This window comes from Agrobacterium larrymoorei (assembly GCF_013322225.1).
Taxonomy (GTDB): domain Bacteria; phylum Pseudomonadota; class Alphaproteobacteria; order Rhizobiales; family Rhizobiaceae; genus Agrobacterium; species Agrobacterium larrymoorei_A.
Genome location: NZ_JAAMFB010000029.1, coordinates 1 through 22235 on the forward strand (window position 1 = coordinate 1; position 22235 = coordinate 22235).

Annotated in this window: 24 protein-coding genes and 1 pseudogene; 20 read left to right on the forward strand and 5 right to left on the reverse strand. The window is 56.1% G+C overall.

Annotation, left to right across the window (positions count from 1 at the left end; all coding sequences use genetic code 11):
- The 9 genes and pseudogenes from G6L28_RS18230 to G6L28_RS18270 all read left to right on the forward strand — a co-directional run.
- Positions 1–223: pseudogene (locus G6L28_RS18230) on the forward strand (sugar ABC transporter ATP-binding protein); the annotation flags it as partial.
- 129 nt (positions 224–352) lie between these two features.
- Complete coding sequence (locus G6L28_RS18235; RefSeq protein WP_174065249.1) at positions 353–1150, forward strand: TIM barrel protein; 798 nt, start codon at positions 353–355, stop codon at positions 1148–1150.
- Positions 1151–1678: 528 nt separating this feature from the next.
- Positions 1679–2104 carry an acetyl-CoA carboxylase biotin carboxyl carrier protein gene (locus G6L28_RS18240; RefSeq protein WP_174065250.1) on the forward strand — a complete coding sequence of 142 codons (426 nt, stop codon included), beginning with the start codon at positions 1679–1681 and terminating at the stop codon, positions 2102–2104.
- Entirely contained in the window at positions 2104–3486 is a 1383-nt protein-coding gene (gene accC / locus G6L28_RS18245) for an acetyl-CoA carboxylase biotin carboxylase subunit (protein ID WP_174065267.1), read from the forward strand. The genes G6L28_RS18240 and accC overlap by 1 nt, the downstream gene beginning before the upstream one ends.
- Positions 3483–3896: an acetyl-CoA carboxylase gene (locus G6L28_RS18250; protein WP_174065251.1), complete on the forward strand. Its 414-nt coding sequence runs from the start codon at positions 3483–3485 to the stop codon at positions 3894–3896. The genes accC and G6L28_RS18250 overlap by 4 nt, the downstream gene beginning before the upstream one ends.
- A complete protein-coding gene (gene pxpB / locus G6L28_RS18255) occupies positions 3893–4600 on the forward strand; it encodes a 5-oxoprolinase subunit PxpB (protein ID WP_174065252.1) in 708 nt (235 codons plus the stop codon). The genes G6L28_RS18250 and pxpB overlap by 4 nt, the downstream gene beginning before the upstream one ends.
- On the forward strand, positions 4597–5592 hold the full coding sequence (locus G6L28_RS18260) for a biotin-dependent carboxyltransferase family protein (protein ID WP_174065253.1): 996 nt from the start codon (positions 4597–4599) through the stop codon (positions 5590–5592). Before pxpB ends, G6L28_RS18260 begins: the two co-directional genes overlap by 4 nt.
- Positions 5593–5622: 30 nt before the next feature.
- Complete coding sequence (locus G6L28_RS18265) at positions 5623–6390, forward strand: 5-oxoprolinase subunit PxpA (RefSeq protein ID WP_174065268.1); 768 nt, start codon at positions 5623–5625, stop codon at positions 6388–6390.
- A gap of 49 nt (positions 6391–6439) precedes the next feature.
- Positions 6440–7645, forward strand: a complete 1206-nt coding sequence (locus tag G6L28_RS18270) for a pyridoxal phosphate-dependent aminotransferase (protein ID WP_174065254.1) — start codon at positions 6440–6442, stop codon at positions 7643–7645.
- A gap of 46 nt (positions 7646–7691) precedes the next feature.
- On the opposite strand, the gene nac is transcribed toward G6L28_RS18270, so the two are convergent.
- Entirely contained in the window at positions 7692–8597 is a 906-nt protein-coding gene (nac, locus tag G6L28_RS18275; RefSeq protein ID WP_174065255.1) for a nitrogen assimilation transcriptional regulator NAC, read from the reverse strand.
- Between the two features lie 227 nt (positions 8598–8824).
- Between nac and G6L28_RS18280 the strand changes: the two genes are divergently transcribed.
- The 9 genes from G6L28_RS18280 (at position 8825) to G6L28_RS18320 (ending at position 16531) form a co-directional block, all read left to right on the forward strand.
- The gene (locus G6L28_RS18280) at positions 8825–9604 is read left to right on the forward strand and encodes an SDR family oxidoreductase (protein ID WP_174065256.1); all 780 of its coding nucleotides are present in this window, start codon (positions 8825–8827) and stop codon (positions 9602–9604) included.
- Complete coding sequence (locus tag G6L28_RS18285; protein ID WP_174065257.1) at positions 9601–10308, forward strand: ABC transporter permease subunit; 708 nt, start codon at positions 9601–9603, stop codon at positions 10306–10308. Before G6L28_RS18280 ends, G6L28_RS18285 begins: the two co-directional genes overlap by 4 nt.
- Complete coding sequence (locus tag G6L28_RS18290; protein ID WP_174065258.1) at positions 10305–11063, forward strand: amino acid ABC transporter permease; 759 nt, start codon at positions 10305–10307, stop codon at positions 11061–11063. The genes G6L28_RS18285 and G6L28_RS18290 overlap by 4 nt, the downstream gene beginning before the upstream one ends.
- Entirely contained in the window at positions 11060–11821 is a 762-nt protein-coding gene (locus G6L28_RS18295) for an amino acid ABC transporter ATP-binding protein (RefSeq protein ID WP_174065259.1), read from the forward strand. Before G6L28_RS18290 ends, G6L28_RS18295 begins: the two co-directional genes overlap by 4 nt.
- Before the next feature lie 31 nt (positions 11822–11852).
- Complete coding sequence (locus tag G6L28_RS18300) at positions 11853–12689, forward strand: ABC transporter substrate-binding protein (protein ID WP_174065260.1); 837 nt, start codon at positions 11853–11855, stop codon at positions 12687–12689.
- A 97-nt stretch (positions 12690–12786) separates the two neighbouring features.
- A complete protein-coding gene (locus tag G6L28_RS18305) occupies positions 12787–13461 on the forward strand; it encodes a 4-carboxy-4-hydroxy-2-oxoadipate aldolase/oxaloacetate decarboxylase (RefSeq protein WP_174065261.1) in 675 nt (224 codons plus the stop codon).
- A gap of 127 nt (positions 13462–13588) precedes the next feature.
- On the forward strand, positions 13589–14356 hold the full coding sequence (locus G6L28_RS18310; protein WP_174065262.1) for an SDR family oxidoreductase: 768 nt from the start codon (positions 13589–13591) through the stop codon (positions 14354–14356).
- Positions 14357–14541: 185 nt separating this feature from the next.
- A complete protein-coding gene (locus tag G6L28_RS18315; RefSeq protein ID WP_174065269.1) occupies positions 14542–15489 on the forward strand; it encodes an NAD(P)-dependent oxidoreductase in 948 nt (315 codons plus the stop codon).
- Positions 15490–15499: 10 nt separating this feature from the next.
- Positions 15500–16531: an L-idonate 5-dehydrogenase gene (locus G6L28_RS18320; protein WP_174065263.1), complete on the forward strand. Its 1032-nt coding sequence runs from the start codon at positions 15500–15502 to the stop codon at positions 16529–16531.
- Between the two features lie 244 nt (positions 16532–16775).
- Here G6L28_RS18320 and G6L28_RS18325 read toward each other — a convergent pair whose 3' ends face one another.
- Entirely contained in the window at positions 16776–18041 is a 1266-nt protein-coding gene (locus tag G6L28_RS18325; protein ID WP_174065264.1) for a CynX/NimT family MFS transporter, read from the reverse strand.
- A gap of 103 nt (positions 18042–18144) precedes the next feature.
- On the opposite strand from G6L28_RS18325, the gene G6L28_RS18330 reads away from it, so the two are divergent.
- On the forward strand, positions 18145–18606 hold the full coding sequence (locus tag G6L28_RS18330; protein ID WP_202033728.1) for an Lrp/AsnC family transcriptional regulator: 462 nt from the start codon (positions 18145–18147) through the stop codon (positions 18604–18606).
- 64 nt (positions 18607–18670) lie between these two features.
- On the opposite strand, the gene G6L28_RS18335 is transcribed toward G6L28_RS18330, so the two are convergent.
- On the reverse strand, positions 18671–18991 hold the full coding sequence (locus G6L28_RS18335) for an ArsR/SmtB family transcription factor (protein WP_174065271.1): 321 nt from the start codon (positions 18989–18991) through the stop codon (positions 18671–18673).
- Between the two features lie 489 nt (positions 18992–19480).
- Between G6L28_RS18335 and G6L28_RS18340 the strand changes: the two genes are divergently transcribed.
- Positions 19481–20440, forward strand: a complete 960-nt coding sequence (locus tag G6L28_RS18340; protein ID WP_174065265.1) for a helix-turn-helix domain-containing protein — start codon at positions 19481–19483, stop codon at positions 20438–20440.
- Between the two features lie 244 nt (positions 20441–20684).
- On the opposite strand, the gene G6L28_RS18345 is transcribed toward G6L28_RS18340, so the two are convergent.
- A complete protein-coding gene (locus tag G6L28_RS18345; RefSeq protein WP_174065266.1) occupies positions 20685–21440 on the reverse strand; it encodes an SDR family NAD(P)-dependent oxidoreductase in 756 nt (251 codons plus the stop codon).
- Positions 21441–21611: 171 nt separating this feature from the next.
- Positions 21612–22094 (reverse strand): LysR substrate-binding domain-containing protein, encoded by a 483-nt coding sequence (locus G6L28_RS18350; protein WP_234902637.1) that lies wholly within the window; start codon positions 22092–22094, stop codon positions 21612–21614.
- Positions 22095–22235 lie beyond the last annotated feature (141 nt).

Below are 22235 nucleotides of genomic sequence, written 5' to 3' on the forward strand. Positions count from 1 at the left end.
GAAATACATCAACCAGGTGCAGCAGAAGGGCCTCGCCGTCATCTTCATCACCCACAACGTCCGCCATGCCTATGCCGTCGGTGACCGCTTCACCGTCCTTAACCGGGGCCAGACACTGGGCACATTCGGCAAATCCGAAATCTCAATGGAGGACGTCCAAAACCTCATGGCAGGAGGAAAAGAACTCCAGACACTCTCGAAAGACCTCAACGGAACAATATGACCGCACAAGGCCAGGCAGTGAAACCTGCATTCGTCTGGAAAAGCGTTCGAAAGCAACCCGTTTGCACCTGTGGCCGAAAACCGTAAGCCACGTAAATTCGGCATCCTTATCAGCAAAGAGAAATAAGACATGACGCAATCAAATGCTATCTGCACGTTTCAGCTGGGTGCCTGCGCCGAGATGCTGTGGCAGGATCGCCCAATCGAATGGCGCGCCAGCCGCTTGAAGGAGCTTGGTTTCGGTGTCGGCCTATGGAACTGGCCCGACCATGATCTCGACAAGCTCGAGAAGACTGGCGCAACATTCACCATCATGAATGGATATCTTTCCGGTCGCCTGACTGATGAAGACGGCGCGCAGGACCTTCTTCGAACTGCGCGGGACACTATCCGCGTTGGCAAAAGACTGGGCGTTCAAAGGTTGAATTTGCATGGAACAGGCCTTGGCGAAGGGGGGCTTCCCGTTCAACCCGTCGAGGTTGTCACCGGTGATATGTGGCTGAAGGCTCGAGACACGCTCTTGCGTGTGACAGATATGGCCGAAGCGGAAGATGTCGTTTTTACACTGGAGAACCTCAACCTTGAGGTCGATCATCCGGGCGTGCCTTTCGGTCGTGCCGCAGACACACTGGCGCTTGTAGCCTCGATCGGCAGCCCAAGGCTCCGTCTCAATCTCGATCTGTACCATGCGCAGATTGGAGAAGGAAATCTGATTCAACTCTGTGAAAAGTGCTTGCCTTACATAGGCGAGATCCAAGTGGCAGATGTCCCGGGGCGTTGCGAGCCAGGAACGGGTGAAATCAATTGGCGCAATATTGCCGTTTCGCTCAAAAATATGGGCTATAAGGGCCCGGTCGGCCTTGAGTCCTTTGCGTCAACAGACGCTGAGAAAGCGTTGGATGCGTTCCAAACTGCATTTTCCGTCTGACGGAGTCGTTACGCGATTTTCAACGCCCTCACGGTAATGGCCACTTACGGAAGACGCACTTTGCAACGGCGCTGGCTCGAGCATGAAGCGTTCATGGGTAACTCGCGGATCGAGGAGACAGACAAGTTAGCTGCCTTTATCGATTCGAATGTTGGTTGGATGCGCTTTTTGCGTGCATATTACCTCGGGACAACGTCTTCACAGCGATTTATGGATCTAAGGCCTCTAGAAGCAACTATCATGGTTCGCTTCTAGCGTAGGGACGACACCGCGCTTTGTACCGCGTTTCAAAAGCAGGAACATCCGACCTTGTGAATTGGTCGGTTGTTGACACTCGGCAACGCGCAACTGGCAGAGAAATTTCCCGGTTGAGGAAGAAGGAAGATAAAGCCTGCGATCGCTTTATGGGCCATTAAAAGTTCTTCTGACCCCATCGGCGTGGTGCTCGTGCTAGGTCTAGGCCGCCGATGATGATCTGCTGTGTTGGGTGGATCACATCAGCGGCTCCCAACGATGCCGAGTATGCTTATGGACCTGCTGAAGATAAAAACGCTCATAGATTTTGTCGGGCGATCAAACGTTACCGAACTGACCGTCACAAAAAAGAAGATGACCGTCAGGATATTTCGGCAGACGAATGATGTCGCCGTTGGCAACGCTTATGTGGGTCCGGAGACAAATTTAGACACAGAACCGAAGACAGCCGAGAGTGCGACGTCCGTCACGGCCGTGCGCGCGCCGATCTTTGGCGTTTTGCACCGCAGCTCTGCGCCCGGACAACCTCCTTTCATCGAGACAGGAGACAGTGTGCAGGCGGGAGATACGCTGTTCATCATTGAAGCCATGAAGGTCTTCAACAAGATTGCCGCGCCATGCTCCGGGCGTATTACTTTCCTCACCGATATCGATGGTGGAGAAGTCAGTGCCAACGATATTCTGGCGGAGATCGCATGATGGCGCAGGGTCTTGATGATTCCAAATCCCATTTCGACACTGTCCTGATCGCAAATCGTGGTGAGATCGCCGCACGCATCCAGAAGGCATGCCGGGAACTTGGTCTGAAGACCGTTGCCATATGCTCGGAGGCCGACAGGCAGGCGTCCTATGGTGAGACTGCGGACACATTTCTTTGCGTTGGCCCGGCGAATGCGACGAAGAGCTATCTCAACAAGGACGCAATATTGCTTGCGGCACGCTTGACGGGCGCTGGCGCCATTCACCCCGGTTACGGCTTTCTCTCGGAAAATGCCGCCTTTTCTGAAGCTATCGAAAAGGCCGGTCTCGTCTTCATAGGCCCCGATGCTGGCTCGATCGCCATGATGGGTGACAAGATCGCCGCCAAGCGGACCATGATCGCGGCAGGTGTGCCATGCGTTCCCGGCCCTGACACAGCACTTCCAGATGAGCCGGAGGCCGTTGCACGTATCGCGCAGGAGATCGGCTATCCTGTCATCATCAAGGCGGCTGGCGGGGGCGGCGGTCGTGGTATGCGGGTGGTGCATCAAGTTTCGGCGCTCCAGGATGCCATTAGGGTGACGCGGGAAGAGGCGCGGCAAGCTTTCGGTTCCGAAGCTTTGTACATGGAGAAATTTCTTCAGCATCCGCGGCATATAGAGATACAGGTGCTGTGTGACACGCATGGCAACGCCATCTGGCTCGGCCACCGTGACTGTTCGATGCAGCGGCGTCATCAAAAGGTGGTCGAAGAAGCGCCAGCCCCCGGGATATCCGAGGAGATCATTCAGCCTGTCGGGCTTGCTTGCGTCGAGGCCTGCCGGCAGATCGGCTATCGGGGCGTCGGCACGTTCGAATTTCTTTATGAAGACGGGCGTTTCTATTTCATCGAGATGAATACTAGGCTGCAGGTCGAGCATCCAGTCACCGAGATGACGAGCGGGATCGATATCGTTCAGGCGCAGATCCAATCGGCGCAGGGAAGGCATCTGGAACTTCGGCAGGAAGACGTAACCTGTAACGGACACGCCTTCGAATGCCGCATCAATGCCGAGGACCCCGCTACATTTCTCCCCTCCGCTGGTGTGGTGACAGATGTGATTTGGCCCAAGGGCGAGGGTATCCGTATCGATACGCATATCCATGAAGGATATCGCGTTTCCCCTTACTACGACTCTCTCATTGCCAAGCTGATCGTGCATGCGCCAACGCGCGAGGAAGCGATGGCACGGATGCGCAGCGCGCTCGCCGAGGTTCGTGTTGAAGGCATTTCCACCAATCTTCCGTTGTTGCGCGCATTGTTTGAGAACGATGCCTTTGGAGAAGGCGAAACGGACATTCATTACCTCGAGCAGTGGCTTACAACATGGAGAGCAGCATGAGCAGGCTCGACTTTACTGATCCGGCCACGCTTGCAGCCTTGACGGATATGTTGAAGGCGGCTGGGGTCGATGGGCTGGAGATCACCACGCCTGATGCCCAAGTCAAGCTGGTCGTTTCCGCCTCGCAAGGAAGCGCAAAGCATGCCTCGAACTCTTCCGCGCGACCGACAGCGACTGCAAACTTTGCGGTGAAAGCACGAATAGCAGGGCATTTTCACGTCGCTTCCGGTGGAGACGAGACGTTTCCATACTCTGTAGCCGGAGATGCAGTGGTCGGCTTTATCCGGATTGGCCACGTTCTCGTTCCCGTCTTCGCCGGTCGCGCCGGTTTGCTGACTGGCCGACTTGTCGAACACGGTGCGCTGGTCGGGTTCGGTGATCCTCTGTTTGAAATCGAGTCCCACTCATGATTGCCAGGTCAAGCATCCGCGTGTCGCACCAGGAAATTCAGCCAGTCGTTAAAGGGCAGGCGAGTATTTCCTTTATTGGTTCACGATCCTTCCTGCTTGAGGCGCCGGGCGAATTCGATTTGCCGGCACAGCGCTGGATCTGGTCTTTGTCACAGACTGTCGGCACTTGGGCCGATGTCGCCGAAGTCATTCCCGGCATGACCAACCTTCTTACCATTTTCAAGCAAACGCCTGCCGATCCCGATGCGGTTATTGGACGTCTGCTGGAAGCATGGGACAATGCCGCGAGCATTGATCTTGCCGGAAAGACGGTTGAGATACCGGTTCACTACGGTGGTGAATATGCAACCGACCTTGCCGCAGTCTGCGACTTTTCCGGTCTCAGCGACCGAGAAGTTGTGCGCATTCATCATGAAGCGACTTACCGGGTGTTTGCGCTCGGCAGCGCGCCTGGCTTTGGTTATCTGCATGGGCTTGATGCCCGTATTTACATGCCGCGCAAAACGGTACCGTCGATCAAGATGGAAAAAGGTTGCGTGACCATTGGGGGGATGCAGACCGGTGTCGCCATGCTGACCGGCCCCAATGGCTGGAATTCAATCGGCTACGCGGATCTGAAGATGTTCGATCCGACGTCGCCGACGCCTGCGCTTCTGGCGCCGGGTGACACAGTCCGCTTCGTGCCAGCGAGGGTAGAGCTATGATCGAAATCCTCGAAACCGGCCATTTCAACACCGTTCAGGATCTCGGGCGTCCGGGTTTTCGCAATATTGGCGTGACCGCTGGAGGTGCCATGGATCCGGTTGCGGTGAAAACCGGCAATATTCTTGTGGGTAATGAGCCGGATGCTGCGGTTATCGAAGTACAGACCTTTCCGTTCAAACTGCGCGTTTCCAGGCCTATGGTTTTTGCGGTGAGCGGCACTGATGGTTTGGTGTTGCTGAATGGCAAAGAGCTGTTGCCATGGTGCGCGCATGTGGCCGGGGACGGTGATGTGCTGGAATTGCGCCAGCCGGTCAAACGCGCTCGTGCCTATGTTGCTGTTGGTGGCGGATTGGATGTCGCGGTGCTGATGGGATCACGCAGCACGTCGCTGCGCGGTAATTTCGGTGGCAATGATGGCCGGCCACTCACCAAGGGCGATCATTTGAAAATCGGGACGCAGACTGACGTCTTGCCGCTGCCGGAAGGTGGCCTCGCGGTGGTGGAGCCATCAGAAGCTCTTGCCCATGTCTTTCCTGAAATCGTTGACGGCGTATTGCAGGTTCGCGCTATTCCGGCTGGTGAGCATCATCTGTTTGCCGATGACGGCGAAGCGTTCTGGGGACAGGTCTGGCGTATGTCGTCACGCAGCGACCGAACGGGATACCGGCTGTCCGGCGATCCCATAAAACCGACCGAAATCAGGGAAATGCGCTCGCACGGTGTGGTGCCTGGCGTCGTGCAGGTTCCTCCGGGTGGTGAGCCGATCATTCAGATGAGCGATGCCAATACAGCCGGTGGTTATCCGAAGATTGCCGGTGTGATCGAGGCTGATCTGTGGCGGCTCGGGCAAGCAAATCCCGGTGGGAAAATCCGGTTCCTGCGCTCCAGCCACGAAGAAGCGCGCAAGGTTGAGCAGGCATTGGAAGCCTATTTCGAAGACATCAAACAGACCGCTGACATGGTCAAGCGCGCCTTGAAGGCGATGGCCTGAGCAGAAAACCGGATGAAGAGTGAGGAACTGATGAAGATCGATCTCAATTCCGACATGGGTGAAGGTTTCGGCCCGTATCGTTTGTGTGATGACGAAGCGATGATGAAGCTGGTTTCATCCGCCAACATTGCCTGCGGCTTTCATGGCGGTGATCCTGATACGATGGCGCGGATGGTGCGCTTGGCCAAGCAAAATGGCGTTGGTATCGGCGCGCATCCGGGCTTGCCCGACAGGGCTGGTTTTGGACGTCGTGAGCTACCATTTCAGCCCGATGAATTGCGTCAGCAGATGCTCTACCAGCTCGGCGCGTTGATAGCGATTGCCAAGAGCGAAGGTGTTGAGGTCGGGCATTTCAGTTTCCACGCCGCCATGGGCAATATGGTCAATCGTGATCCTGTGCTTGCCGATATGATGATGAGCGCCATTTCGGCGGTGGATTCGCGTCTGGTCGTTTTCGTAACGTCGGGCAGCGAGATCGAACGAGCCGCAAAGCGGGCAGGGCTGAAGACGCTGGCGCTGTTTCTTGCGGACCGCGCCTATGATGCCAAGGGCAACCTCGTCACCCGTGGTCTTCCCGGTGCGCTGGTCAAGGACGAAGCCTCCGTGCGCGCCCGCGTTCGCCGGTTCCTTAAGGATGGAACCGTCGAAGCCATCGATGGTGCGGTGCTGGAAATGCCAGCCCGATCGATCCTCGTTCACAGCGATACGCCGGGTTCGCTGGAACTGGCCCGTATCGTGCGCAGCGAAATCGACGCCGCAGGTGCCACGCTCGCGCCAGCGTCCGAACTCGCATCCTGATCGCACCAGATCGCAATTTTTGAAATCATCTCACTGAAAGATCGCCAAGATGCCCACGACAGCCGACCGATTGAAAAACGTCTCCATTTCCGCTTCCGCCGCCATGACCCAGCGTGCCAGAGAACTGGCCGCGCAGGGCATCAAGGTCGTCAGCCTGTCTTCGGGCGAACCGGATTTTCCGACACCCGCACATGCCATCGAGGCAGCACATGAAGCAGCTCTGGGTGGCCAGACGAAATATCCGCCTATGGACGGCACGCCTGCGCTGAAGGCGGCGATTGCCAGAAAGTTCAAGCGCGACAACAATCTGACCTATGACGCCAGCCAGATCATCGTATCCGGTGGCGGCAAGCAGGTCATTTTCAACGCCATGCTGGCAACTTGCAATCCCGGCGATGAGGTGGTTATTCCAACCCCGTCCTGGGTCAGCTATGCCGATATCGTGAAGTTCGCAGGCGGCGTTCCGGTTGCGGTCCCCTGCTACGAGCAGACCGGGTTCAAGCTTCGCCCGGAGGATCTGGAGGCGGCAATCACGCCCCGCACGAAGTGGCTCTTCCTCAATTTCCCCAACAACCCCACCGGTGCCGCCTGCTCCCGCGCTGAAATGGCCGCCATCGCCGAAGTGATGTTGCGTCACCCGGATGTCTGGATCCTGACGGACGACATCTACGAACATCTGATCTATGACGGCTTCGAATTCGGTACCATTGCCGATGTGGAGCCACGGCTCTATGACCGCGTGCTGACCATGAACGGCGTGTCGAAAGCCTATGCGATGACCGGCTGGCGTTTGGGTTATTGCGCAAGCGGCTCCAAGGAGCTGATCTCGGCCATCAGCAACGTCAACGGCCAGAACAGCGGCGGCATTTCCACGGTCACGCAGGCCGCAGCAATCGCAGCGCTCGACGGCCCGCAGGACCTGCTGAAAGAGCGCGCGGCGATCTACCGCGAGCGTCGTGACTTTGTGCTCAGCAGGCTTGCGGAAATCGAAGGTCTGCGCTGCCACAAGCCGGAAGGTGCTTTCTATCTCTACCCGAACATTTCCGGTGTGATCGGCAAGACTACCAAGGGTGGCCGCAAGATAGAGACCGATGTGGATTTCGTCATGGCGCTGGTCGATGAGCACCACGTCGCTACGGTGCAGGGTGCCGCTTACGGAATCAGCCCCTATTTCCGCATCTCTTATGCAACCAGCATGGAAATGCTGAACGAAGGCTGTGACCGTATCGCACAGTTCGTCCGCGACATGCGCTGAGACAGATGATGCGCCCCGGTTAGGTACACCGGACCGGGGCGTAACTTCAAATCTTCAGCTTTTCCGTCAGCTCCAGGAGGATGTCCTTGACGGCGAAAGCGGGTTCCGACAGCGAGGTCTGATCGGAAATGCAAAGCGACAATGTCTCTTCTATCCGGGGAGAGAGAGGCCGGCAGGTGATGGGCTCGTTCGACTCGGAAACGATCCGGTCGGCAATGGCCTTTGGCATGATCGTTGCACCAAGACCGGTTGCAACAGCGCGAACGAGCGTTCGCACAGTCTCGATTTCAGCCACGACCTTCAGATTGATCCTGCTGCGTGTAAATGCCGTTTCCACGGCACGGCGAACGAAATTATAGATCGGCGGCATCAGCATCGGCATTCCGTCGAGTGCTGCAATCGGAACCGGCTTCGAATCCACATCGATGCTGAAGTCGCGATGCGCGACGAGATAGAACTCTTCGCTCAGCAGCGGCTCGAACCTCACCCCCTTGATGGGGCCGGTGCCGTGGATCAATGCCAGTTCCAGACGGCCATTCATGATCATCTGGCTATATGCCTGTCCCACGCTTTCCGTCAGATGGATCAATATGCCCGGATGGCGCTTGCGCGTTTCGGCCAGCAGGTCGATGGACAGGGTGGCTGCGCTGCTGAACGGTACGAGACCCACGGACACGCGCCCGGCGATGGAATTTCCAGCGGCGGCGGCATCGGCCTGCGCCTGTTCCATCTGCCGCAGAATGATCTGCGCATGGCGATAGACGGCGTGGCCGGCATCCGTCATCGTGACGCCTTGCTGACTGCGTATAAGCAGCTTCTGACCGAAATGCTCCTCAAGTGCGGCAAGCTGCTGGCTAAGCGCTGGCTGCGCAAGATGCAGGATGTCCGCGGCCCGGGTGATGCTGCCGCTGTCCACGATAACGATGAACGATTTTAAACGTCTTATGTCCATGATGATGCAAATGTATTTTAAGTTGATCGCAACTTACATCCTCCCGCCGTTTTTGCAATGTGACACCAGATAACTTCGGATCAAATCGTAAAAAACGACGCGCCTCAGGAAGGCGAAGCGCCGCTTGCTCCCGTCCATAAAACTTCCTTATTACCTCAAAAGTAATCGGTCTTAGGCAAGACCCCGAAGCTCCGCTAATGTTCATCACAACAAAAAAGGGGATCAGAATGCCATTCTCCGATTACAAGACCGCATTGGTCACCGGCGCTTCATCCGGTATCGGCGCAGCAGTCGTTGAGCGGCTCCGCCGCGAAAATATCGAGGTCCATGCAGTCGCTCGCAGCGCTGATGCCTTGAAAGAACTGGCCGAGCGCACAGGCTGCATCTCTCATGCCATCGACGTCACCGACCGCGCGGCTCTGAGCGAGCTTGCCGACAGGGTGCAGTTCGACATTCTGGTGAACAATGCCGGTGTAGACAGACCGAAGAAGTTTCTTCAGGCGGATGCCGAAGATATCGATCTTCTGGTGGACGTGAACCTGCGTGCCGTTCTTCATATCTGCCGTCTGGTCGTGCCGGGCATGGTGGAACGTGATCGGGGCCACGTCATCAATATTTCCTCGATCGCGGGGAACTACAATTTCGGCGGAAACTCTACGTATCACGCCGTCAAGGCAGGCGTCGCCATGCTGTCGAACCAGCTGCGCATTGACGCCTTTGGCAAGCGCGTTCGCGTGACCGAGATTTGCCCCGGACGCGTCGCGACGGATATCTTCAACCATGTCCATGGCAACGATCCGAGTGTGCGTGAGCGCTTCATCGATGGTTTCGAACTGCCGAAGGCCGAAGACATTGCCGATGCGATTGCGTTCGCCATTGCGGCACCGGTCGCCGTCAATATCGGCCATATGGAAATCACCCCGACATTGCAGGTAATGGGCGGGCTGCAGACGACCAAGCCGCAGGACGTGCTGGCGGCTGAAGCAGCGAAGGAGCAAAAGCCGTGACCGGCTTCGATCTTCTAGCGATCCTCAGCAATCCGGAATATATCGGAATGCTGGTCCACGGCATTCAGATGACTTTCGTCATCTTCGTCGGCTCTTGGACGCTTGCGATGACGCTAGCGCTGATACTCCTCTGCATCCGGTTTTCGCCGTTTCGGTTCGGTGTTCGTTTCGTCGCAGCCTATGTTTCCTATCACCGCAATGTGCCGACACTGGTGCAGTTGATGCTTTGGTACTTTGGTATCTTCACGCTGCTGCCCTCCGGTCTTACCAACTGGCTGATCGATCACAACGCGGAGACGATTTTCGCGATCGTAGGCCTAGGCCTGTGTCAGGCGGCCTATTTCAGCGAGGACCTGCGCTCCGGTCTACGCTCCGTCGGCCCCGGCCAGATGGAGGCCGCAAAAGCGCTGGGTCACGGCTATCTGTCCGCCATGCGTTTCATCATCATGCCCCAGGGTGTGCGTAACGCATTGCCGCCGCTGATCAATCACACTGTCTCACTGTTCAAGAACAGCTCTCTCGCGCTGGTGATCGGCGCCTCGGAATTGACCCATGCGGTCAAGGAAATCGAAAATCTGAGCTTCCAGACATTCGAGATCTATCTTGTGGGAACAGTGCTTTACCTTGCCATCTCGTTACTCATCATGGCGGCTGGTGCTTATATCTCGATGCGGCTAGATCCTGTCTGGAGGGCGCGCGCATGATAAGCGACATGATCACCATTATCCATGACTACTGGTTGCTGCTTCTGATCGGTCAATATCCGAACGGTCCTCTGGGTGGACTGGCGAACACGATTATCCTCTCCGCACTCGCCATTGCCTTTGCGTTTCCTGTCAGCATCCTGATGGCGCTGGCGCGGCTTTCGAAGTGGCGTTTGATCCGGTGGCCGGTGACGGGGCTGGTGTATGTGACGCGCGGCGTGCCGCTTCTGATGCTCATCCTGTGGACTTACTTCCTTATCCCTTTGTGGACCGGCGCTGATGTGCCGAGCTTCATGATCATGCTGGTGACGCTGGTCGTCTATCAGGGGGCGTTCCTCAGCGAGGTCGTCAGGGCAGGCATCGTCGCTCTCGGTGCCGGGCAGATGGATGCGGCGCGGGCTCTTGGGCACAGCTATATGGGCGCGATGCGCTTCATCATCCTGCCGCAGGCGCTCTACAACATGATCCCGAGCATGATCTCGACCTTCGTCGCGACGATCAAGGACACGACGCTTGGTTACGTCATCAACGTGCCGGACCTGACCTTTGCGGCGAGCCAGGTGAATAACCAGCTTCTGACGCAGCCGTTCCAGGTCTTCCTCATCCTCGCGGTGGTCTACTACGCCATCTGCTGGAGCCTGACCTATCTGGCGAACTCTATCGAGCGTCGTATAGCCAAGCGCCGCGCGGGCGTCGTTGCCCGCCCGCAGCAGGTAGCGATGGCCCAGGCCAAAATCATTACGGAGCAGCCATGACCACCTCAGCATCCCCAACGCAGCAGACGATCCGCATCTCGAATGTCTGCAAGAGCTATGGCGATTATCAGGTCTTAAAGAACGTCGATGCCGAAGTGGCGCGTGGCGAAGTGGTCGTCATCTGCGGTCCTTCCGGTTCTGGCAAGTCCACATTGATCCGCACAGTCAACCGGCTGGAGGAGATCAACAGCGGCTCGATTACGCTCGATGGACAGGATATCCATGCGGCGACGAAGACGAAGGAACTGAACCTCTTGCGTAGCCGCGTCGGGTTCGTGTTCCAGAGCTTCAACCTGTTTCCGCATCTTTCTGTGCTCGAAAACATCACGATTTCCCCGATCCGTGTCAAAGGCGTCGCGCCAAATGTCGCTCGCGACAAGGCGCTGAAGCTTCTGGATCGGGTGGGACTGTCCGACAAGGCGGGCGCTTACCCCGGGCAATTGTCTGGTGGTCAGCAGCAGCGTGTGGCGATTGCCCGCGCTCTCGCCATGGAGCCGCCCGTTATGCTGTTCGATGAGCCGACAAGTGCGCTCGACCCCGAAATGGTGGGCGAGGTACTGGCGGTCATGAAGGGGCTGGCTGCTGAAGGCATGACCATGATGTGCGTCACCCACGAGATGGGCTTTGCCCGTGAAGTCGCCGACCGCATCTGGTTTATCGATGCCGGTGAAATTCTTGAAAAAGCTACGCCAGAAGAGTTTTTCAACACACCACGCCATCCGCGTGCGCAGCGGTTCCTTGCCGATCTGCGCCACTGATAAACATCAATCAATAAGAGGAGAACAACAAATGAACTGGAAATCCCTTACACTGACTGCGATCCTTGCCGGCACAGCACTCGCCTCGCCAGCGGCTGCGGATCAGCTGGACACCGTTATGAACAACAAGGTGCTGCGTTGCGCAACATTCGCGGACGTCGTTCCTTTCGCTGCACCCGATCCGAAGACCCGCGAAATGGCTGGCTTCGACGTCGATCTCTGCAACGCCATTGCCAAGGAACTGGGCGTAAAGGCTGAAGTGAAGCCTGTATCTGTCGAAGCCCGCGTGCCGGAAGTCAAGCTCGGTCGCGTCGACATCACTGTCGCCAACCTTGCCTACACCCAGAGCCGCGCCGAGCAGATCCAGTTCAGCGACCCCTACTATCTCGCCAAGGAAATGCTGATCGTTCCTGTCGACGATGCCGGTCAGAAGAAAGCCGACTACGAAGGACAGCGTGTCGCCTCTACCAAGGGCTCGACCTCTGAAATGTCGATTAAGCTCAACAAGTCCGAGCCATTGACCTTCCAGGATACGGCGTCCGCCTATCTCGCGGTTCAGCAGGGCAAGGCGCGCGGTATGGTGGCCAACACCATGACGACAACCAAGTTCGTCAACGAATCCAAGACCAAGGGCAAGCCGATGCGGATGATCGAGGAGCCGATGCTGTACCAGCCGATCGGTATCGGTATGGCAAAGGACAATCCGAAACTGACGGCGAAGATCAACGAAGTGCTTCGTAAGCTCGACGCTGACGGCGAGATCAACAAGATCTGGGACAAATGGCTCGGGCCGAACACCGAGTACAAGATGACCCGTACGGACAAGGTCGTTCCGCTTTCCGAACTAAAGTTCGATCCTATTCCCTGATCTGTCCGCCAAGCGGCGGCAGGACTTGAAAAACAACACCTGAATTCAACGCGAGCGGCGGGACGTTCCCGCCGCAAGCCTTACCGTGGGAGGTTTTATGATCCACATCAAAGATATTGCAGAACGGCCAAGCCAGGCAGACATCGAAGCCCTTTCGAAGTTTTCGCCTGCCACCATCCACGAAGCACAAGGCCGCAAGGGCGCACTATCCTCCCGCCTCAAGCCGGTCGATTACCGGATGAAGCTTTGTGGTCCCGCATTTACGGTCAAGTGCGCCCCGCGGGACAACATCATGTTGCAGCTTGCCATCAATTACGCAAAGCCCGGCGACATCATCGTTGTTTCGGCTGGCGAATATGAAGAAGCCGGTTCTTTCGGAGACGTTCTGGCGAATGCCTGCCTTGCGAAGGGCATCGGCGGTCTGGTAACGGACACGGGCGTGCGTGATACCCTGCAGTTGAGAGACCTTGGTTTCCCCGTATTCTCGCTAAGCGTCTGCATCAAGGGCACGGTGAAAGAAACGATTGCAGCTGTGAACGACAGCATCATCGTTGGCGGCGAAATCATCAATCCCGGCGATATCATTGTCGGCGATGCGGATGGTCTGGTCGTCGTGCGCCGTGCCGAAGCACAGGAATCGGCGCGGTTATCGCAAATCCGCGAAGATGCTGAAGCCGGATACATTGAAGCTTACAAGCAGGGCAAATCGGTGATCGAAGTCAGCAATCTTGAACCTGTCTTGAAGGCTAAGGGATTGGTTGTCGATATTTGATATCGACGGGTTGATGTGAGACGCACGAGGCGTTTCGAATTCGATCATCCGGGCGGCGCCAGTATTGTCGCGCCGCTCCATTTTTTGACGTGTGCAGGCATTCCTTGATGCAAGGGACGAGGTTTTGATGACTTTTCCACTTTTCGATCTTACCGGTTGCCGCGCCCTGGTGACAGGTTCATCCCAGGGCATTGGTCTTGCTCTTGCTAAAGGATTGGCCAGCCACGGCGCCGAGGTAGTGCTGAACGGCCGTGACAGGAGCAAGCTGGATGCTGCCGTCGAAGAGATGACCGCTGCGGGCAGCAAGGTTTCCGCGTCCGATTTTGACGTGACGGATGCTGCTGCGGTCAAGAGTGGTGTCGATGACATCGAGAGCCGGATCGGACCGATCGATATCCTGATCAACAACGCCGGTATGCAGTTTCGAACGCCTCTGGAAGACTTTCCCGTCGATCGATGGGAGCAACTGCTGAAGACGAATATTTCAAGCGTCTTTTACGTGGGTCAGGCAGTCGCAAAGCATATGATCGGTCGCGGTCGAGGCAAAATCATTAACATCGCCTCCGTGCAGAGCGAACTCGCGCGTCCCGGCATTGCGCCTTATACGGCGACAAAGGGCGCGGTGAAGAACCTGACGCGTGGTATGTGCACCGACTGGGCAAAGCACGGGCTTCAGGTTAACGCGATTGCTCCTGGATATTTCAGGACACCGCTCAATCAGGCGTTGGTCGACAGCGAGGAGTTTTCGTCCTGGCTTGAGAAGCGCACGCCGGCCGCCCGTTGGGGCAACGTCGATGAACTCGTCGGGGCCGCTGTATTTCTCTCCGGTAAAGCTTCCTCCTTCGTGAACGGTCACACGCTCTATGTCGATGGCGGCATTACGGTCTCCCTGTAAGGAATTGAACACCCCCGCCTGATCGTGGTGAGGGGTGTTTCGGCCTGCTGCAAGTCTGTCAGCCAGAAGTTGGCGTCTGTCACGGGAAGACTCTGAAGCGGATTGCTTCGGAAGTGTTCGCGCACATCGCCGCAATGATTTTGCGGCAACACGATAAAATCAATGAAACTGTCATGGAGGAAGCGGTGGCCAAGCCGGAAATTCTACTCATCGGGCCCTACCCGGAATGGGATCTTGTCGAACTCGAGGCCCAGTATAAGGTCCTCAAGCTTTACGAAGCAAAGGATCAGAAGGCGTTCTTAGAGGAGTATGGTCCCGATATTCGCGCCATTGCCACACGGGGCGAGCTTGGGGCATCTGCTGAACTGATCGGCAAACTTCCAAAGCTCGAAGTGATTTCGGTCTATGGCGTAGGCTATGACGCCGTCGACCTTCAAGCCTGCCGCGAACGCGGTATCCGTGTCACCAATACGCCCGATGTCTTGACCAATGACGTTGCAGATCTGGGTATCGGCATGATGCTCGCTCAGTCGCGCGGAATCATCGGTGCCGAAGCATGGGTCCGTGACGGAAGCTGGCAAGCCAAGGGCCTGTATCCTTTGAAGCGCCGTGTCTGGGGCCGAAGAGCGGGGGTGCTAGGCCTTGGTCGCATCGGTTTCGAAGTCGCCAAGCGTCTCAAGGGCTTCGATATGGATATTGCCTATAGCGATGTAGCTGCAAAACCCTATGCCGAGGGTCTAACCTTCATCTCTGATCCGGTCGAACTGGCCAGACACGCGGATTTTCTATTCGTCACGCTCGCGGCATCGGCTGCGACGAGACATATCGTGTCCAGCGAGGTGATCGAGGCGCTGGGACCAGAGGGCATGTTGATCAATATTTCGCGCGCCTCGAACATTGATGAGAATGCTTTGCTTTCCGCGCTGGAAAGCGGCGCTCTAGGATCGGCTGCGCTTGATGTCTTCGAGAACGAGCCCAAGCTCAATCCACGGTTCCTGGAACTTGGAAACGTGCTTGTGCAACCGCATCATGCCTCTGGGACGATCGAAACCCGCAAGGCAATGGGCAAGCTGGTGCGCGATAATCTTGCCGCGCATTTTGCGGGTTCAGCCCTGCCAACACCCGTAGTTTAAGGAGAAGTCGATGAAGGCCGTCGTTATCCATGCCGCCAAGGACCTCCGTATCGAAGAGCGTGAAACGGAAGCCCTCGGCACAGGGCAAGTCGAAGTTGCAATCGAAGCCGGTGGTATTTGCGGGTCAGACCTGCACTACTATAATCATGGAGGGTTCGGGACTGTGCGCATCCGCGAGCCCATGATCCTCGGTCACGAGGTGGCAGGGACCGTGAAGGCGGTTGGTTCCGGGGTCTCCGAGCTTGCCGTGGGCGATCGAGTTGCGGTATCGCCCAGTCGCCCGTGTAATGCGTGTGACTACTGCCTGCGCGGTCAACAGAACCATTGTCTCAACATGCGTTTCTATGGCTCTGCCATGCCAATGCCCCACATCCAGGGCGCCTTCCGGGAGCGACTGGTTGCTGAAGCCTACCAATGCCACAAGGTTGCCGAGGGTGTCTCGATCAACGAGGCGGCCATGGCCGAGCCATTCGCCGTGACACTTCATGCCGTCAACCGGGCTGGCAGCCTTGCTGACAAGCGGGTGCTCGTGACGGGGTGCGGACCGATCGGCGCGCTTGCCATCATCGCAGCGCGTGCGCATGGTGCCAGAGAAATCGTCGCGACTGACGTCATGGATGCCGTGTTGAGGAAAGCTCTCGATGTCGGCGCCGACCGGGTCATCAATGTCGCGGAAAACGCGGAAGACCTTTCGGCCTATTCGGCAAACAAAGGCTACTTCGACGTCCAGTTCGAAGCCTCAGGAAACGAACGGGCTGTTCGCGCGGGGCTGGAAGTCTTGCGACCACGATCGACTGTCGTTCAACTCGGTCTCGGAGGAGATGTCTCTATTCCACAGAACATGGTCGTCGCAAAAGAAATCGAGATGAAAGGCACGTTCCGATTTCATGAGGAGTTCGGTCAGGCGGTCAATCTCATCAACAAAAGCCGCGTCGATCTCAAGCCTTTGATCACCGGGACCTTCCCCCTCGATGATGCGATTTCGGCATTCGAAGTCGCGGGTGACAGAAGCCGCTCAATGAAAGTGCATATCGCTTTTTGAAACTGAGCCTATGGGCATGGTGACGCCTCGATAGGCGTCGCTAAGCGCGGACAGTGCGACCGAATTTGAGAGGGCGGGATATTTTCCTCGCCGCGCTCGGTATCGCCTGGGCCGCCGGTACTTCAACGGCCGATGGGGAATCCCGCCAGTCGCTCAGAGATATTCTGCAGTCCGGCTGGGCAGTCAAATAATCGCGAGCGGACCGACAAACCACCATCCGAAGTTTGGAGAACTGTTTTCTCGCTCAAGGGCGCTTTTCCAGTGTCGATAAATCGTCCTCGATCGTCCCATGCTCCCGCTCGCGTATTCCGGCGATAGCCATAACGACAAGAGAGAGGGCCACGAGACAATACGAGGCGCTCCATGTTCCTGTGAAGCGTTGTAGCTGACCGAAGAGAATTGGGCCGAACAGAGCGATGGCGCCACCTATGCCCTGCACGAATGCGGACGTCGTCGCAGACCCGGCGGCGGTTCGGCTATGGGTATTGATCATCGTTGTTGCGACGATGAAAAGGCTTGAGGCCGCACCAAGGAAGATCACCCACAATGGCACAAGATTGTTTGCCCCAAGCGCGAGCCCGGAATACCCAGCTCCATACAGTCCGACGCAGAACAGGATGAGCGGTGCTGGATTTCTCAGGCGCACCGTTGCAGAGGGGGCAAAAACGCCAATAAGCATGCTGACCCCAATAAGAAGGGACACCATAGCGCCAGCAAAACCAGCGGAATGCCCGCTGTCTATGACAAGACGCGGCAACCATGTGAACAGGATGAAGACGTTCCATGATGTCATGCCGTACAGTATGGTCAGATTCCAGAGTGTCGGCGACCGAACGGCATCGCGAAAGCCCAACGTAACTTGCGGCGCTGTTGTCTCTGCTAGAGCCCGCTCTCGCTTGTGCGTCAGCATAAATTTGACAGTAACCCATAGCAGCGAGGCAATAACGGCGACGACCGACCAAAGCGCAATGGCAAGGCGCCAGCCGATGATTTCCGACATGGGTACTGCAACAAGAGGTGGGATGAGAGCTCCCAGATGCATCGCGATAAGGTAGACCGTGCTGATATAGGCAATACGTTTCGGGAAGTACACTCGTACCAGCGGCGGAATGACGACGCCCGCAACGCCCGCACCCGCCAGTGTTAGGATTGTCAGTGCGATAAAGCTTTCCGTGTCAGATGAGAGTGCCCGTGTTGCGGTTCCGATGGCAACAAGCATCAGGCCAAACGCCGCCGTATTCTCCAAGCCAAATTTGCGGACCAGCAAGGGCGTCATCGTACCGAATAACGCAAAGCACGCTGGCGGAAGCATGCCGAACACGCCTATCGTGCCAGTGTCGAAACCAAATTCCAGACTGATTTTTTGTAGCAGTGGTGACAGCGATGTAACGCCGAGTCTGAGATTGAGGGCAGACACCGCAATGGCGGCAAACGTGATCCACAGACCCTTCGTCCCCGACTGTTTTCGATCCGTCAAAGCGCGCGCGGCATTTGAAAAATATGCGTTCATAGTAGCCAATGCAAAAATTATTTACTGTCATTTCTGACTAGGCAATATTAAATTCGATAATGAAAATGTGAAGCAGAATTAAATTCGGTTACAGGACGGTGGATTGTCTTTGGACGAAATTGATCGCAAGATTTTGGCCCGCTTGCAGCAAGATGCTCGATTGAGCAATCGTCGCCTGGCCCGCGAGTTGGGCATTGCCGAATCAACTTGTCTTGCTCGCGTAGCAACATTGCTGGATCGAGGCATCCTCACTGGCTTCCACGCAGAGGTCGATCTGAGCAAGATTGGCCGCGGTGTTCAGGCCCATGTGTCTTTGAAAATAAGACCCCAGGCTTTGCCTGACGCTGCGGCATTTTGTGACTATGTCGCAGATCTGCCAGATGTCATTGCGATCTACATGGTGACGGGCACGGCAGATCTTGTCGCACACGTCGCCGTCCCATCGACAGATGCGTTGCGCGATTTTGTATTATCTCTTGCTCGCAGAGAGGAGATTGCCGATATCACGTCGTCGATCATTTATCTTAGCCGGCGAACGAAACAGGTTCCTGTTTCCCAGGCTTAGCAAAACCGAGACGACTGTTGACGCAATAGCATCGCGTTTTCCGATGGTCGCGCGGGTGTCAGGTTCACTGAACGCTGTTGCTCAATCGTACAGCCGGTCTTTCGACGAAAATTTCTTCGAGAGTTGCTAAAAGTCGCCGCACTGCCTCGGAGTGGCTGAAATAATAGATCGTTTGGGCATCGCGACGAGTCTGCACGAGTTTGGCACTGCGCAGTTTGGAAAGATGTTGCGATAAGGCTGATTGGCTGAGACCAACTTTCTGCGACAGTTGCCCGACCGGCATCTCTCCCTCAAGCAGTATCTGAAGTATCACGAGCCTCTTTGGATTTTCCATCGCTGATAATAGCGTAGCGGCGTTACTGATTGTTTGCCCGTCTAAGCGCATACTCACCGAATTTTTCTCCAACGCCATTTCCGTCTGTATCGTTTCGTCTGCATTGCCGGGCGGTTGACCCGGCGCCAAGGTACTGAAAACAAAGCTCTGTCGAGTGACAAAACCAGTTTTTCTAATTTAGAGTAACTATGATATTTCGATTTTGGAACACGGAAGAGGCCCATGAGTTCGTCTGGGGTGCATTGATGTCTGTGAGGTGCAGGTTTATTGTGTTGGTCGATAAAACTTGGGCCGAATCTCGTCGGATTACCGCTTCGCCAAAGCGTCGATAACGGCGTCCTTTATGTCAGGCGGATGGGGAGCATCACGACGTTAAGCAAAAACTCCGGCGACCTGTCCACTTCGCAAGCTCGTGTGAGTTAGCCTTACCGAACCGGGTAAATCCGGGGTTAATCAGAACCGATAAGAAGATTGAGGAAGGGTTGAAGTGGGTTCAATTTCGCTATTCAATCATGTCAAGGAATATCGGATTTATTGCGAATGACGAACAGTCCTTACAAAGAGCTCAAAATTTCGTCCCGGGACATTGGTGAAGTTGAGGAGTATCTTAGTGAGGCCTATGCTCCGGTTTCTGCAACTCCGATTGGTTCACACTATAAATACGGGGTTCATGGGCATCTCGCCGTCCTTGATGACGTTTTTTTTGAATGGTCAGAAACGATAGGCAGCTATCGGGTTACCCCCGTCGCGATGTTCGATTCTGTGCTATTTAATTTTGTGAGTAAGGGTGCGGCCGGATACCAGTTCAAGGGCAATAAACTGTCGGTGACTGCGGATCAGGTTATTGGCTATCGTCACGCGGACAACGTCGATGTCTTTGACGGGAGCGTACATTCGACTGTTGTCATGTCCGACGCACTGCTATGCAAGAGGATGTCGATATTGCTTGATAAGCCGGTTGTTCAATCAGTCGAGTTCAGCAAATCCGCTCTGGATCAGGGCAACCTCAAAGGTCTTGCGGCTCTTGTTCAGTTTTTCAACGGCTCACCGTTGCAAGACATCGCCAGGTCCTTAAACGCGCATTCTCCTGCGGTCGGCAATCTGGTTATCGATAGTTTTCTTCTTAACTATCCGAATAATTACACCCAGAAGCTCAAAGCGCCTCTTCCTCTGGTTGCTCCACGACAGGTCCGAAGGGCGATAGAATATATCCATGCGCATCCGGCTGCTAGAAGCTCCCCCGAACACTTAGCCAGCCTCAGCGACGTCAGTGTGCGCTCTCTGCAGTATTCTTTTTTGCTTTGTGTAGGCCAAACGATCAGCCAGTACCAGTTAGCCTTGCGACTTGAGAAAGCGCGCAACGAAATTGAACAAAGCAAGGATCTTTCCGCAAAGGAAATTGCCGAGAAGTGGGGCTTTGCATCGCAGAGTACTTTTTCCCAAAGTTTCAAGAAGGCGTTCGGCGCCACCCCGTCGCAAATCCGTAAAGGCGGCGTCTAAACCGGAGACCTCTGAGCTGTCGGAAATCAACGAGCTGATAAAAGCCGTAAGTGAGTAAAAGCAGCCAATCTCGACTTGCCGGACTCGGATGCGCCCGGATCAAATCTCGCCGCGTCCTGTATGTTTAGAGTCAGCGACTTGGATCGCCTGAAGCATATCCCCGGAGCTTGCCGTGCTTGAAATAAACTACGTCGATCCTCTCCTTGTGACGTGGAGTGGGTGTCAGCCACTCCCCGTCATTTGATCAGACCTGAGCCTGACCGCCGTCGGCGAAGAGCTCTGCGCCGTTGACGAAACTTGCATCGTCGGACGCAAGGAACAGCGTTGCCTTGGCTATTTCCTCGGCCTCGCCGACGCGGCCAAGCGGAATGCGCGATGCCAGATAGTCGAGGAGGCCCTGCTGCTGGTCCTTGTCGTCGCCGGCAAGTTCGACGAGGCCGGGTGTGCGGGTGGCACCTGGCGACACGACGTTGACGCGAATGCCGGTGCCCTTCAAATCGAGGGCCCATGAGCGGGCGAGGTTACGAACGGCTGCCTTTGAAGCGGAGTAAACAGAGAAAGCGGCGGTGCCTTCAGTGCCAGCGGTCGAGCCGGCCAGCACGGCCGATGCGCCATTGCTCATCAACGGGAGTGCCTTCTGAACGGTAAAGATGACAGCCTTCACGTTGCGACCGAAGGTGTCATCGATCTGCTCCTCCGTGATTTGGCCGAGCGGCAACATAGTTCCGCCACCTGCATTGACGACGAGGACGTCGAGACGACCCTGCTCTGACTTCACCTGCGCAAAGAGCTTGTCGAGGTCCTCGTTCCTTGAGGAGTCCGCCTGGACGCCGATGGCTCCGTGGCCGATCTCGGCAACAGCCTTGTCCAGCGCGTCACGACGGCGACCCGTGATGTAAACGCGGGCACCTTCTGATGCAAAGAGCTTGGCGGTTGAAAGACCGATACCGCTTGTGGCACCGGTGACAACGGCGATCTTGTTTTCAAGTCTGTTGGTCATCTTACTCTCCTGTTGGTAGGCGCGCGAAAGGGCAGGGCCGAATGTGCGCGGCCGTTGAAGTTTCAAATCTGTTCGGGGAGGTGGCATTGGCTAAGAGGCCATTCGTCGCCGTCCGATGAAGGAAATTTATTCAGTCAGCGTGACGACCGGAAGCCGCCCGGAATGGAGACACTATCCATCTGTATGAATAATCTCGTCTGTCGCTTTCCTTCGAGCATCGATCTGTCCGAAAAGCCTTGTAGCCCAGTCAGAAAATGCACGTAGCCGGGGGTTGGGAAATCGGTCGGCCGGGTAAACAAGGTGGAGAGTGTGGTTTTGTGGCTTCCACTCAGGAAGAAGCTCAATCAACCCGCCGCTCTGGATAAGCGGTCTCGCCAGGAAACCGAAGCTTTGGCCAATGCCCAAACCAGAGACCAGGGATTTCAGGTGCGCCGTACTTTCATTGACAGAGATTCCCGCCGAGTTTGGCAAATACTCAGAACGCTCTTCACCTCGTTGGAAGCGCAAGGGAAAGCGTTTGCCAGACGAAGCCGAGAAGTAGCTGACGATTCTGTGCTTATGCATATCGTCTGGATGCGTCGGCAATTTGTGCTGGTTGAGATAGGCGGGTGCTGCGCACAGGACATAATCGAGTTCGCAAAGCTTCCGAGCCATCAATGAGGAGTCTGCGAGTAAACCGCCGCGAATGGCGCAATCAGAGGTGGCTCAGTTTGTTTGAACAGTTTCGGGCGTTTCGCTAAGTGGATTTCCGCCTCGATTATGCCGCCACCATCATTGGCGTCAGCGCGTTGAAGT

Bases quoted from the DNA above. Each gene is read 5' to 3' on its own strand.
- G6L28_RS18235 (WP_174065249.1), top strand. From the start codon at position 353: ATGACGCAATCAAATGCTATCTGCACGTTTCAGCTGGGTGCCTGCGCC.
- G6L28_RS18240 (WP_174065250.1), top strand. From the start codon at position 1,679: ATGGACCTGCTGAAGATAAAAACGCTCATAGATTTTGTCGGGCGATCA.
- accC (WP_174065267.1), top strand. From the start codon at position 2,104: ATGGCGCAGGGTCTTGATGATTCCAAATCCCATTTCGACACTGTCCTG.
- G6L28_RS18250 (WP_174065251.1), top strand. From the start codon at position 3,483: ATGAGCAGGCTCGACTTTACTGATCCGGCCACGCTTGCAGCCTTGACG.
- pxpB (WP_174065252.1), top strand. From the start codon at position 3,893: ATGATTGCCAGGTCAAGCATCCGCGTGTCGCACCAGGAAATTCAGCCA.
- G6L28_RS18260 (WP_174065253.1), top strand. From the start codon at position 4,597: ATGATCGAAATCCTCGAAACCGGCCATTTCAACACCGTTCAGGATCTC.
- G6L28_RS18265 (WP_174065268.1), top strand. From the start codon at position 5,623: ATGAAGATCGATCTCAATTCCGACATGGGTGAAGGTTTCGGCCCGTAT.
- G6L28_RS18270 (WP_174065254.1), top strand. From the start codon at position 6,440: ATGCCCACGACAGCCGACCGATTGAAAAACGTCTCCATTTCCGCTTCC.
- nac (WP_174065255.1), bottom strand. From the start codon at position 8,597: ATGGACATAAGACGTTTAAAATCGTTCATCGTTATCGTGGACAGCGGC.
- G6L28_RS18280 (WP_174065256.1), top strand. From the start codon at position 8,825: ATGCCATTCTCCGATTACAAGACCGCATTGGTCACCGGCGCTTCATCC.
- G6L28_RS18290 (WP_174065258.1), top strand. From the start codon at position 10,305: ATGATAAGCGACATGATCACCATTATCCATGACTACTGGTTGCTGCTT.
- G6L28_RS18295 (WP_174065259.1), top strand. From the start codon at position 11,060: ATGACCACCTCAGCATCCCCAACGCAGCAGACGATCCGCATCTCGAAT.
- G6L28_RS18300 (WP_174065260.1), top strand. From the start codon at position 11,853: ATGAACTGGAAATCCCTTACACTGACTGCGATCCTTGCCGGCACAGCA.
- G6L28_RS18305 (WP_174065261.1), top strand. From the start codon at position 12,787: ATGATCCACATCAAAGATATTGCAGAACGGCCAAGCCAGGCAGACATC.
- G6L28_RS18310 (WP_174065262.1), top strand. From the start codon at position 13,589: ATGACTTTTCCACTTTTCGATCTTACCGGTTGCCGCGCCCTGGTGACA.
- G6L28_RS18320 (WP_174065263.1), top strand. From the start codon at position 15,500: ATGAAGGCCGTCGTTATCCATGCCGCCAAGGACCTCCGTATCGAAGAG.
- G6L28_RS18325 (WP_174065264.1), bottom strand. From the start codon at position 18,041: ATGAACGCATATTTTTCAAATGCCGCGCGCGCTTTGACGGATCGAAAA.
- G6L28_RS18335 (WP_174065271.1), bottom strand. From the start codon at position 18,991: ATGCGCTTAGACGGGCAAACAATCAGTAACGCCGCTACGCTATTATCA.
- G6L28_RS18340 (WP_174065265.1), top strand. From the start codon at position 19,481: ATGACGAACAGTCCTTACAAAGAGCTCAAAATTTCGTCCCGGGACATT.
- G6L28_RS18345 (WP_174065266.1), bottom strand. From the start codon at position 21,440: ATGACCAACAGACTTGAAAACAAGATCGCCGTTGTCACCGGTGCCACA.
- G6L28_RS18350 (WP_234902637.1), bottom strand. From the start codon at position 22,094: ATGGCTCGGAAGCTTTGCGAACTCGATTATGTCCTGTGCGCAGCACCC.